Source organism: Actinophytocola sp. KF-1 (genome assembly GCF_054661535.1).
Map to the genome: position 1 here is coordinate 260386 of NZ_BAAFVK010000001.1, position 12594 is coordinate 272979.

8 protein-coding genes are annotated in these 12594 nt (G+C 70.2%); all 8 read right to left on the reverse strand.

All coding sequences use genetic code 11. The annotated features are described in order from the left end of the window. Nucleotides 1-71: 71 nt before the first annotated feature. From ACYQ77_RS01325 to asnB, 8 genes are read right to left on the reverse strand one after another with little or no spacing between them, the layout of a single operon-like run. Complete coding sequence (locus ACYQ77_RS01325; protein WP_459706567.1) at nucleotides 72-1175, reverse strand: nucleotidyltransferase family protein; 1104 nt, start codon at nucleotides 1173-1175, stop codon at nucleotides 72-74. Beyond that, entirely contained in the window at nucleotides 1153-2352 is a 1200-nt protein-coding gene (locus ACYQ77_RS01330; RefSeq protein WP_459708086.1) for a glycosyltransferase, read from the reverse strand. Before ACYQ77_RS01330 ends, ACYQ77_RS01325 begins: the two co-directional genes overlap by 23 nt. An 8-nt stretch (nucleotides 2353-2360) precedes the next feature. Continuing rightward, nucleotides 2361-3542, reverse strand: coding sequence for an O-antigen ligase domain-containing protein (locus ACYQ77_RS01335; RefSeq protein WP_459708088.1), 1182 nt, complete (start codon nucleotides 3540-3542; stop codon nucleotides 2361-2363). 2 nt (nucleotides 3543-3544) lie between these two features. Further along, the gene (locus ACYQ77_RS01340) at nucleotides 3545-4402 is read right to left on the reverse strand and encodes a class I SAM-dependent methyltransferase (RefSeq protein ID WP_459706568.1); all 858 of its coding nucleotides are present in this window, start codon (nucleotides 4400-4402) and stop codon (nucleotides 3545-3547) included. 9 nt (nucleotides 4403-4411) lie between these two features. Continuing rightward, complete coding sequence (locus ACYQ77_RS01345; RefSeq protein ID WP_459706570.1) at nucleotides 4412-5914, reverse strand: right-handed parallel beta-helix repeat-containing protein; 1503 nt, start codon at nucleotides 5912-5914, stop codon at nucleotides 4412-4414. Between the two features lie 19 nt (nucleotides 5915-5933). Further along, a complete protein-coding gene (locus ACYQ77_RS01350) occupies nucleotides 5934-7910 on the reverse strand; it encodes a heparinase II/III family protein (protein ID WP_459706572.1) in 1977 nt (658 codons plus the stop codon). Next, the gene (locus tag ACYQ77_RS01355) at nucleotides 7907-10687 is read right to left on the reverse strand and encodes a bi-domain-containing oxidoreductase (RefSeq protein WP_459706573.1); all 2781 of its coding nucleotides are present in this window, start codon (nucleotides 10685-10687) and stop codon (nucleotides 7907-7909) included. The genes ACYQ77_RS01350 and ACYQ77_RS01355 overlap by 4 nt, the downstream gene beginning before the upstream one ends. Before the next feature lie 11 nt (nucleotides 10688-10698). Further along, complete coding sequence (gene asnB / locus ACYQ77_RS01360; protein ID WP_459706575.1) at nucleotides 10699-12594, reverse strand: asparagine synthase (glutamine-hydrolyzing); 1896 nt, start codon at nucleotides 12592-12594, stop codon at nucleotides 10699-10701.

Below are 12594 nucleotides of genomic sequence, written 5' to 3' on the forward strand. Positions count from 1 at the left end.
CCCGAACGAGTGAACTCCGCCAACGCGCTGGACGACTACGCCAATCGGCGTAACCTGGTCATATGTTCGAATCAACGTCGACCGCGTCCACGCAACGCTTCCCTTACCCCGAACCGAAAACGAGCCAACGCGGAACCGTGCCGCCCAGCGGTGTAGCCCGAGTCCGGCAGCACCAACGCGCGCAAGTAAGCGGCCTTCGACCGCAGCCCGGGCAACACCGGCAAGGTGGCAACCGCCTGCGCGGCAAAGGTCTTGTCAGCCTGCGTGTGCAACCCGAGCCAGTGTTCCTCCCGCCGCGTCGGCACGTAGGACAGCGCCCAGTCCTGCAACGGAACAGCCGAGGGCAGCCCGAGCAACCGGGTCGCGTCGGCGACGGCCGCGGCGACCACAGCCTGCACCCCCCACGCGCGAGCCCGGTCAAGCACCTCCATCGAGCTCGGCAGCAACTGCGCGACGTCCCGCAACGACCCCAGCCGCAACGGCCAGTCACCCAGCGCCGCGTGGTAACACGCGTGCAGGAACCGGTTCTGCGCCGACAACGCCACGAGCGTTCGCCCCCCGACGGTGAACTCCTCGCCGGCGTCCCACAACTCGTCGATGTTGACCCGCACACCCCATGGCCCGAGCACGAACGTCCGGTGCAGGTCGATCTCGAACCCGTTGCCGCGCAACGTGGTGCCCTTGTCGAAGCGCTGGTCGAACCCAGGCCGCGGCTCGGCGAGTATCCGCGTGAACCCGGCTTCGGAAAGCACGGCCACCGCACGCCCGAAGTCGGACGGCCGGAACAGGAGGTCCAGGTCGATGAACGACCGCAACGCGGGCTCGGGGTAGTCGAGGTGCGCGTACGCGCTGCCCTTCAACACCCGGCACTCGATCCCGTCCAGCACGTCGTGCAGCGCCACCAGGTGCTGCTCCAACGACAACACCCGCAACAGCACCGCCCGGTGCGCACCACGTGCCTGCTGCCGCTGCTCGTCCGTCACCGGCAGTCGGCCGGAGTCCACCGCCGCCCGCAACTGTCCCAGCACGCGATGTGTCTTGGCCGCCGCCAGAAGGGAGTCCCATGACGCCGTCGGTTCCACCGGGAACGGTCGCGTGGCACCCGGCAACCCGTGCCCGGCGACCGCGAGCAGGGCCGCCGGATAGTTGTCCTCACCGCACAGTCTGCGCGCCACGACGGCTCTCCTCGATGACGCGTCGGTACTGCGCGACGAGGTTCGCGAGCCCGACCGACGGCGTGAACTCGCGGTCATACCGAGCACGCGCCGCCTGCCCCAGCGAGGAGGGAGTACGCATGATCTGACCGAGCGCCGCCGCGAGCGACGCGGCGTCGCCCGGCGTGTGGGTCAGACCGGTCACGCCGTCGTCCACCAGCTCGGCGAGCGAACTGTGCCCGGCGACCACCGCGGGCACACCGGCGGCCATCGCCTCCACCACGACCAGCCCGAACGTCTCCAGCCACTGGGACGGCACCACCACAGCCACGGAACGGGAGATCAGTGCACGACTCGAAGCCTTGTCCTGCAGACCGGCGAACCGCACGTCGGTACGGGACCGCGTCCACTCCTTCACCTCGTCGGCGAGCGGGCCGGCGCCCGCGATCACGAGCGGCACCCCGAGACCACCCGCACGCGTGACCCGGTCCCAGGCCGCCATGAGCAGCCGCACACCCTTCTCTTCCGTGAGCCGCCCCAGGTAAAGGAGGTGATCACCAGGGCCGGTCCGGCGCAGCGGGGTGTCCTCGACGAAGTTGTACTTGACGGTCAGCAGGTCGGCGGGCATGCCGTTGGCGATCAGGGTGCGGCGCTGCGCGTCGGAGATGCAGAGGAACCGGGACACCGTGGACCACCAGCGGCGGCGGTTCGCGAGCAGGTTCACGACGAGCGGCACGGTCGCCACCGTGGAGCCGCGGTAACAGCCGTGGCGCAGCGCGGGCAGCGGGAGCTTCCCGACACACGCGGTGCAGGTGGCGCCGTCGCGGTAGAGCGTGCCGGACGGGCACACCTGCAGGTAGTTGTGCAGCGTGGCCACGACCGGCACACCCTCGGAGTGGCACGCGTCGAGCACGGCGGGCGACAGCAGCGGGAACGTGTTGTGCACGTGCACGACATCCGGCCGCTCGCGCCGCAGCCGCTCGGCCAGCGCGGAGCGAGCGGCCGGATTCCATGGCACGCGCAGCGGCACCAGTGCCTTGCGCGCCAAGGACATGTCCGCGATGTCGTCGCTGCGCCGCTCGAAGCGGTCCACGTGGTGGCCACCCTCGCGCAGCAGCGCGACCTCCTGGTCGACGACGTTGTCCTCGCCGCTCGGCTGCTCGGAGCGGTACCGGTTGTGCACGACGAGCACACGCATGGCGTCCATCAGCCGGCCTCCTTGGTTCTGGTCAGCAACGCCGCGGCGAGCGTCAGGTTCAACAGGTACGGCGACGCGTCACCGAGCCCGGCCTCGGTGTAGGAGGCGATCACGCAGTAGAAGATGAGGAACAGCGCGATGGCACGCGGCAGCGACGGCGGCCGCAGGCACGCGACGGCGAGAAGGGTCACCAGGAACGCGGCGACGATCGTGAGCCCGAGGTAGCCCTGCTCCTGGTACACGGCCAGCCAGCTGGAGTCGATCGGCAGCCCGTCGAACGACTTGTTGGTCAGCCCGACGCCGAGGATCTTCTCGTCGAGGGAGCGGGGTGCGGCGAGGAGCGCGTCCCACACCTTCTCGCGGCCGGTCAGCGAGCTCAGGTCGTCCTGCCCGCGCCGGAACCACGCCTGCACGGCCGAGCCGACGACCACGGCGCCGACCCCGCCGACCAGCGCGGAACGGGTGAACACCTTCCTCGCCCGTGCCGACGTGGTCGCGAGCGCCAGCAACGCGACCGCGAGACCGCCGACCAGCCCGAGCAGCGCCGTCCTGGTGTGGCTCAGCAACAGCAGCGCGATCCCGGGTACCGCGAGCCAGGCGAGGCTCGAGCGTGTCGTCTTGTTGCCCAGCCACAGGAGGATCACCAGGCCGGTCATGGTGGCCGAGTAGAAGCCGATCTGCGGCGGCGTCAGCGGCCAGATGGCGCCGACGAGCCGGCCGCCGTATGTCTCCGGCCGGGCCAGGCCGGGGGCGACCACCAGGCCGAGCGCGACGGTGAACAACACCGCCGCGAACGCGCGGACGTGGTGGCGCAGCAGGGAGAGCCAGTCGTCCCACCAGCGGCTGACCAGCCAGAGCGTGCCGACGAACATGGCGAACCGGAAGCACCGGAACAAGGCGCCGAACCCGGACTCCAGCCGGAGGCTCGACGCGATGCTCACCGCGAGCAGCAACGTGAGAAGGAGGAGATACGCGCTGGACCGCATCTGAACCCTCGGGTTCAGCAACAGCGCCAGCAGGAAAGCAGCGACGACCGCCCCCATCGTGACCATCTGCGCCACCGGCCGCGGGATGGGGATGACCGTGATCGCGCCCTGGGAGCCCAGGGTGTTGATCACGAGCAGCGCCCACACCGCGCCGAGCAGACGGGGTGCCGTCCGCTCGGGCAGGAAGGTCTGCGCGGGGGCGATGCTCACGGCCGTGCCTTCAGCGTCACCCAGAGGTGCCAGCCCAGCCGGTCACCGAACGGGAGGCGGTGCACGGGCAGCGGCGGTGCGTGCATGTACCGCTGGAACGAGTCCACGATCTCGAAGGAGGAGAAATCGCGAGCAACGTCGGAGAGCGAGTACACGCGGGCGAACGGGTTCTGCGGCCCGTCGGTGTTGCGGTGCGTGAACGTCTCCAGCGACAGGTAGTTCCGCAGCCCGGTGGACGACGCGTTGTCCAGGTGCTTGCGCAGCATGCCGTCGCCGCGCACGAAGCCGCGGAACGGGTACGCGCCCGCCAGCACCGCGCGCCGCACGAACCGGATGCTGACCTGGAAGTTCAGCGACCGCCGCGCGTACAGCATCGCGACCAGCGTGCCGCCGGGCTTGAGCACGCGGTGGATCTCGGCCTGCGCGGTGCGGATGTCCGGGATGTGGTGCAGCACGCCGTGGCTGAACACGTGGTCGAAGCTGTCGTCCGGGTAGGGGATGGCGAGCGCCGAACCCTGCTTGAGGTCGTCGTGCGGCAGGTCGCGGAGCGCGAGGCGGGCGCCGACCCTGGCGACGGACTCGGCGGTCAGGTCCAGCCCGGACCAGCGGGCGCCGCGGCGGATCAGCTGCTCGGACTCCGCGCCCTGCCCCAGGCCGATCTCCAGGACCTTCTTGTCCTGCCAGTCGAAGCGGTCGAGGCAGGCCGGGATGTGGCCCTCCTGGTCGTAGCGCCAGCGGTCGTAGGCGGCGAAGAACCGCTCGTAGTCGTCGGCGAACTCCTGCCGCAGCCCGCCGACGATGTGGTCGCCGCACGGGTGCGCGTTCCAGAAGTCCTGTACCTGGGTCTCGTTCATGTCTCTCCTTCAGCCCCCCGACTGAACGAACGTGCTGTTCTTGTCCTGCGAGTACGGCGCCGACTGCCACTGAGCCGGGTGGATGACGCGGCCGGTGTCCTTCGCCATGAAGGTCCACGGGCCCGTGTAGTGGTTGTCGTGCCAGGTGTTGTCCTGCGCGAACGTGATCGCCTGCTGCACGATGTCGCCCTGGTACGGCGACCAGTCCGGGAACGTGCCGTAGTTGGAGATGATCGCCATCCGCGCGCACAGCGCGTTGCAGCCGATCTTGCGGGTGTCCACGGAGAACTTGTTCGCGTGGATGTCCACCCGCTTCGTCTTCCAGCGGCAGTCGTCGAACAGCGGGTCCTTGGAGATGCCCGGTGGCGAGCACTTCGCCATGTCGTGCACGAGCCGCGTGCAGCCGCCGGACGTGTTGGCCGCGCTGTTGCAAAACCGGTCCGCGTTCTCCCACAGGGTGATGCCGGACCAGTTGTCGACGAGCACGTTGTCGTAGATGTCGATCTTGTCGGTGCGGGCGGGCACGCGGGCGTCGCCACCCGCCTCGGACAGGTAGATCGCCGCCGACGGGAAGTTGTCGCCGCGGTTGGCGAACTTGCGGCCCTCGACGATGTTGTTGCGCCGCAACGTGTTGTCGCGGATGACCGCGTTGTAGCTGACCTCGTAGAAGATCGCGGGCCCGTCGTTGTCCTCGATGACGTTCTGCTCGATGAGGAAGTCGTTGTTGTTCGTGTCGGCCCACAGCCCGGCGCCGCGGTTGTCGTGCACCCAGTTGCCGCGCACGTCGGCGCCGTCGACCGCCCAGAACTTGACGCCGCCGGTGCAGCCGCAGCCCTCGAGCTTGGTCTCCCAGTCGTCGGTGTTGTTGCCGGTGATCTCGTTGCCCTCGACCACCAGGTCGGTGAGATCGCCGTCCTTGTACGCGTTGATGCCGTACTGGCCGTTGTCCCGCAGGCAGTTCCCGCGCACCACCTGGCGGGACCCGGCCATGAGCGCGGCGCCGCCGTTCTTCTCGATCGTGTTGTCCTCGATGACCCAGCCGTCGCCGGAGTCGTGGTTCACCACGCCCTCGTTGGGCGGCGGCACGAACCCGCGGATCGTCAGGCCGCGGATCGTGACGTCGCTCGCGTGGAACACGAACGCGTACTTGTTGATCCCCTTGCCGTCGAGGACCGCGCCGGGCGCGCCGAGGTAGGTGTTGCCGTCCTTCGGTTCGATCGAGCCGTACTCGTCGGCGCCCAGCGTGTGGGTGCCGGGCGCGAGCCAGAACGTGGTGCCCGGCGGGTTGGCCGCGTTCTTGGCCGACAGGTCGCCGGCGACCGCCGGGTCGACGGTGATCGCGCCGTCCGGTGCCCGCGCGGGCCCCGGTTTGGTGTGCCCGCAGACGGCCGCGACCTTCGAGGGCGCGGTCGTGCGGTCGCCGTTGGTCGGCTCGGCGCTGCTCGTGCAGGACGTGAGCGACGCCAGCAGCGCGCACAGCAGTGCCCAGCGGGTCCACTGTGGGGTGCGCACGGGAGAACCTCCGGAGGGGTCAGCAGGGGAAGCGGAGCACGGTCACGAACGATGCGGCCTGGTCACCACCCGCCCGGCCGGTGCCGACGAGCGCGGTGGTGGGTTCGAGCAGCCCGAAGTCCGGGGAGTACCAGCCCAGCGGCGGGTTCTCCGCGCCGCGGTGCGCGGTCCACTCGAGGCCCCTCGGCAGCTCGAGCACCGCCGTCCGGTCGTCCCACGACAGCAGCGCGGTGCTGCCGTCCAGCAACGCCGTGACCCGCGGACCGAGGTGGAACGCGAGGCGGCAGTCGTGCCCGCCCGCCGACAGCACCTCGTCGTGGATCTCCAGCTCGCGGGACTTCCGGTCGAGCCGGACGGTCCTGCGGTGCACGGCCGGTTCGCGGCCGCGGCCGTACCCGTCGTGTTCCGCACGCCACGTCGCGACCGCGCCCTGACCCGGGTTGGCGGTGAGCACCTGGGTGCGTGCGTGCCGGGTCCACATGAACGGCCCACCGGACTGCGACTGGTTCCGGCCGTCGAGCTCCAGCGTGTTGTGCCCGAGCGTGGACCGGAAGTAGCCGCGCCACTCCGGCTGCCCGTGGTAGCAGTAGGTGCCCGGGTCGGCGAGGATGTCGACGCCGTCGTGGCGTACCTCGATCGACAGCGCGTCGGCGTGCGCGTGCGCGGCGATCGACAGGAACCCGTGCGGTCCGCCGTCACACCGGCACCAGATCTCCCCGGGCTCCCGCTCGGCCGTGCGCAGGATCGTCATGCCGGCGTCGGAGAGGTGGTCGGGCCGGTTGCTCGGCCGCACCGCGTCGTTGCGCGCGCCGTTGGACAGCGACGCGACGAGCGGGGTGCGGACGTCGTCGACCGGCACCCGCGGCCACCAGCGCTGCCTGCCGAACAGCTCGTCGCCGACGTGCAGGAGGCTGGCCCAGCGGTGCACCCCGGCGCCGTCGAGGATCAGGCCGTGCCCGTCGTCGGCGTCGCCCTGGCGGGGCGGGTTGAGCCGCACGTCGACGATCGCGGCGAGCGTGTCGCACATGCGCATCAGCACGAGCCACGTCGTGTCCGGCACCCGCATCCCGGCGGCGTCGGCCTCGACGGCGGCCGCGAGCCCCAGCTCCAGCACGAGCCCGTGGTACTCGGTGGCGAGCTCGCGGTTGAGCCCGGACGCGAACGTGTTCCGGTGCAGGTGCTCGTCGAACTGCCGCAACGCGGCGCTCCGCCACGACGGCGACTCGGGGAACCAGTCGAACGCGCACGCAGCGACGAGCTGCCCGGCGGTCTCGGCGATGACGTGGTTGTTGGCGGACGACCCGTGGCTGCCGAGCGCGGCGAGCCACCGCTGGTGGTGCCAGATCTGGTGCAGCGCCTCGGGGTTGTCCTCGAACAGCTCGGCGGCGCCGGACCAGCGGTCGAGCAGCCTGCGCACCCACACCCACGAGATCAGGCGGATGCCCAGCTCGATGCCGCTCACCCAGTGCACACCGCGCAGCGGCGGGTTCTCCGCCCACCACGAACGCAGGTGCTCGGCGACCCTGTCCGCGTACTGCTCCTCACCGGTGAGCGCGTACGCGGCGGCGAGGACGGTGAGGTGCTGGTGCCGCGACGGCTCCCACAGCTGCTTGATGTCACCGACGGCGTGCTCGTCACGGTAGGGGATGTCGAACGCGTACCGGTCGGTCGGCGCCTGCCTGCCGGTCTTGGGATCCCACGACCAGTCCGGCGCGACCATGTCGTCCCGCACGACGCCGAAGTACTCGGCGCGCCCGGCCATCAGCTCGTCGGCGGTGGCGACGAGCTGTGCCTTGGCGACGGGCGTGACGGCGGCGAGCGCCTGGTCGGGCAGCACGGGCAGGAACCGCCGGCGCGGCAACCACACGGCGTTCATCGCGACGTCGTCGTCGAGCACGCGCCGCCACCGGTGCACCCGCGCGGCGACGACCGCGCGGGCCGCGACTTCACGGGGCCCCATGCGGGAGAGGCGTCGGAGGTACCAGGTGGGTCTCATGGCGCGTGCTCGCGGATGTGCACGGGCACGCCGGTGCTGAGACTGGTCTCGACCGCCAAGGTGGCCCGGGTGGTGGCGGCGAGCGACTCGAACGGGACGGGCATGGGCCCACCGGACGCGATCGCCTCGACGAACTCACGCAGCTCGGCGGCCTGCCCCTTGTCGCGGGCCTTGGGGAGCCGCGAGCTGACCCACTTCTTGCGCCCGAACACGGCACCGCGGGTGAAGTCGTCGAACCGCAGCACCTTGCCGTCGGCGGTGAAGTCGATGGTCTCCTTCTGGAACTGCGCGGAGCCGGTCGTGGTGTAGGTGACGGTCGCGGTGGAGCCGTCGGCGTAGGTCAGCAGCACCTGCAGATCGGCGTGCCCCGGCGTGGCGGTGGCGTACACGGAAACGGGATCGTCGGCGAGCAACCACGACACGGTGTCGATGAAGTGCCCACCCTCACCGGCGAACCGCGTGCCCTCGGTGGACTGCGTGTACCAGCTACCGCCGTCCAGCCGCCCGGCGTTGACGAGGTAGCGGACGGACGCGGGCCCGACCCGCCGCCCGAACTGCCGCCGGGTCTCGTTCAGCAGGGGCGCGAACCGGCGGTTGAACCCGACCTGCAGCCGGTCGTTCCCGGTCTCGTCGATGGTCGCGCGGATGGACTCCAGCTCCACTTCGGACAAGGCAAGCGGCTTCTCGACGAACACGGCCTTGCCGGCCCGCAAGGCCCGGTTGGTGAGCGCCGCGTGCGAACTGTGCCGAGTGACGACGAAGACGGCGTCCACGGAATCGTCGGCGAGCAGGTCGTCCAGATCGGTGGAAGCGTGACGGAACCCGAACTTCCGCTTGGCGTTGGCCCCGGAAAGCGCGGAGGTGGTGACCACGTGGTGCAGGTCGACGAGCGAGTTCTCGGCAAGGTGCGGCAACAACATCGAGGAGGCGTAGTTCCCGGCCCCGATGAACCCAACCCGAACGGTCGACTTCCGAACCCCGGAAGCAGCACCCCCACCCTGCCCGGTCAACCCAGAAACATCCCCCACCCCGGACGAAAGTCCCACTCGCACACCCGGGGACCCCCCGATTCCAACATTACCGCCGGAGCCACCAGCAGCGAAAGCACCCGCAGAATCGAGCCCGGACGAAAGTCCCATTCGCGCACCGGGGGTCCCCCCGTTTTCCACATTACCGTCGAATCCGCCGTTCGCGGAAGCGTCCGCGGAAACGTGTCCGGATGAGAGTCCCATTCGCGCGTCCGGGGGTCCCCCGTTTTCGACGTTACCGTCAACGGCGGCATCGAGGGAAGCATCCGTGGAACCGTCCTCGGACGAGAGTCCCATTCGCGCGCCCTGGGGCCCCCCGTTTTCGACGTTACCGTCGGCGGCGGGGTTCGCGGAAGCCTCCCCGGAAACGTGTCCGGATGAGAGTCCCATTCGCGCGTCCCGGGGTCCCCCGGTTTCCACGCTACCGTTGGAGGTGGAGGTTGGGGAAGCGTCCTCGGAAACCTGCCCGGACGAGAGTCCCATTGGCGCGCCCTGGGGCCCCCCGTTTTCGACGTTACCGTCGGCGGCGGGGTTCGCGGAAGCCTCCCCGGAAACGTGTCCGGATGAGAGTCCCATTCGCGCGTCCCGGGGTCCCCCGTTTTCCACGCTACCAGCGGGCACCGACAATTCCGGGTAGTCGAAAAGGACCGCCACGGCCTTGAGTTCGCCGTCGTTCAACGAACGATATGTCTCCACCGCGTCGTCGAAGTGGGCGATGTGCGTGATCAGTGGCGCGACGTCGATCCGGCCGCGGGCGGCGAGATCGAGAAAGCACTCCAGGTTCCGCCGCTCCGTCCAGCGCACGTACCCGATCGGGTAGTCGCGCCCCTCCAGCTCGTACGACGGGTCGTACCGGCCCGGCCCGTAGGAGCGGGAGAACCGGACGTCGAGCTCCTTCTCGTAGTACGCGTTCCACGGCAGGTTGAGGCTGCACTTGCCGATGTCGACCACGGTCCCGCGGTCCCGGGACAGCTTGGCCGCCAGTTCCACCGGCTGGTTCGTCGACCCGCCCGCGGCCAGGTACACCTGGTCGACGCCGAACCCGTTGGTCAGGGCGGCCACGGCGTTCTCCACCGTGTCCGAACCCGGGGCGGCGCACAGCGAGGCACCGACGGACTCGGCCAGCTCGCACCGCACCGGGTCCGGATCGACGCCGATCACCGTCACGCCGGACGCCACCAGCAGCTGCACCACCAGCTGGCCGATCAACCCCAGCCCGATCACCAGCGCGACGTCCCCGAGCTGCGGCTCGCCGCGGCGCACGCCCTGCATGGCGATGGAACCGACGGTCCCGAACGCGGCGTGCTGCGGCGCCAGCGCGGCCGGCACCGGCGCGTACAGGTTCTTCGGCACCCAGTTCAGCTCCGCGTGCAACGCGTGCTCGTTGCCCGCGCACGCGACCAGCGAACCCACCGACACGTCCGTGACACCGTCGCCGACGGCGGTGACGACGCCGCACAGCGAGTAGCCGAGCGGGGTGTACGAGTCGAGCTTGCTGGTCACCTTGCGGTACGTCGCCGCGAGGCCGTTCGTCGCGACGCTCTGCATCACCTTCGCGACCTGGTCGGGACGGGCCTTCGCCTTGCCGAGCAGCGACTTGCTCGCCTCGCTGACCTTCATCAGCTCGGTCCCGGTGGAGATCAGCGAGTACAGCGTCCGCACCAGCACCCCGCCCGGCTTGCACGCCGGCTCCGGTACGTCCAGGAGCGCCAGTTCGCCGCTCTTGTAGTTCTGCACAACCTGCTTCAAGACCTTTTCCTTTACTCAGCCGAGAGAGCGGCGCGGTACCAGTGTTCGAGCGTCAGCACGTGCCAGAGGTGTTTCGACCGGTCCTCCCGACCGGACCTGTCCTCGTCAACCAACCGCCGCAGGGCGTCGCGGCGCAGGAAACCGTTGCGCACCAGCAGGCCATCCTCGACGACGTCGTGGACCAGCGGCGCGAGGTCGCGGCTCATCCACGCGCGCAGCGGCGCCGAGAACAGCCCCTTGGGCCGGTAGACGATCTCGCTCGGCAGGATCTGCTCGGCGGCCTTCTTCAACGCCACCTTCCCCTGCCTGCGCACGATCTTGCGGTTCCCCGGGATCGCGAACGCCGCCTTCACCACCTCGACGTCCACGAACGGCACCCGCACCTCGGTCGACGCGGCCATGCTCGACCGGTCCGTGTACGCGAGGTTCAGTCCCGGCAGGAACATCCGCGAGTCGGCGAGGCACATGCGGTTCACGAAATCCGTCAGCTCGTTGTCGTGGTAGGTGTCCGCGTGCTCGGTCAGCACGTCGTCGACCGTGCCCGCCAGGTCCTGGCTCACCAGCGCCGTCAGCTCCGCCCGGTCGTACATGGTGTAGCTGCGGCGGAACGCGGTCTCCTCCGGCAGGTCCGCGAACGACAGGAACCGCTTCGCGAACCGCACCGAGCGGTAGCCACGGCGGGACGTCGCCACCGGCAGCCGGTCCACCAGGGAGTGCACCGGCCTGCGGACGGCACCGGGGATCCGCTGGTAGCCCAGCGCCAGCTTGTTCGCCAGGTGCTTGCGGTACCCCGCGAACAGCTCGTCCGCGCCCATGCCCGACAGCATCACCTTCACCCCGGCCTCGCGGGCCGCGGTGCAGATGAGGAACGTGTTGATCGCCGCCGGGTCGCCGATCGGCTCGTCCAGGTGGTACGTCATCTTCGGCAGCAGGTCCAGCACCCGCGGCGCGATCTCGATCTCGTGCAGGTCCACACCGAACTTCCGCGCCACCACCCTGGCGTAGCGCAGGTCGTCCGGCATCGCCTCGAACTTCGCGTCCTCCGCGCGGAACCCGATGGTGTACGCGGAGATCCCGGGCTGGTGCTTCGCCGCGAGCGCCGTCAGGTAGCTCGAGTCGAGACCACCGGACAGGAACGTCGCCACCGGCACGTCCGACAGCAGGTGCGCCTTCGTCGACTCCTCCACCACCGCCGCGAGGTCCACATCGGACACCTCGCGGGCCGACGCGGCCACCTCGCGCAGCGACCAGTACGTGCCGCGCTCCGACGTGCCGTCCGGGCGCAGCCGCAACCACGAACCCGGCGGCAGCTTCGACGCCTCCCGGTACGCGCACCGGCTGTCCGGCACCCAGTAGTACAGCAGCGACGCCACCAGCGCCGCGTCGTCCACCGTCAGGTCACCCAGCTCGTTCGCGATCGCCTTCAGCTCCGACGCGAACACCGCGCCGCCGCCGCGCCGCACGTAGAACAGCGGCTTGATGCCCAGCTGGTCACGCACCAGCGTCAGCTCACCGGTCCGCTCGTCGAACACGCCGAACGCGAACATCCCGCGCAGCCGCGGCAGGCAGTCCACACCCCACCGCCGCCACGCCCGCAGCAGCACCTCCGTGTCCGACGTGCCGCGGAACCGCTCACCCAGCGACGCCAGCTCCCGGCGCAGCTCGGGCGCGTTGTACAGCTCACCGTTGTAGGTGAGGACCAGGCCCTCCGCCACCATCGGCTGCGCGCCCGTCTCCGTCAGGTCGATGATCGACAGCCGCCGGTGCCCCAGGTGGACCTCGCCGTCACCCGCACGGCCGGACCAGCGTCCCGACCCGTCCGGGCCGCGGTGCGCGAGCGTCTTCGTCAGCCGGTCCGTCAGCGGACCGCCGTCCGGCCACAGGTAGCTGCCTGCGATGCCACACAT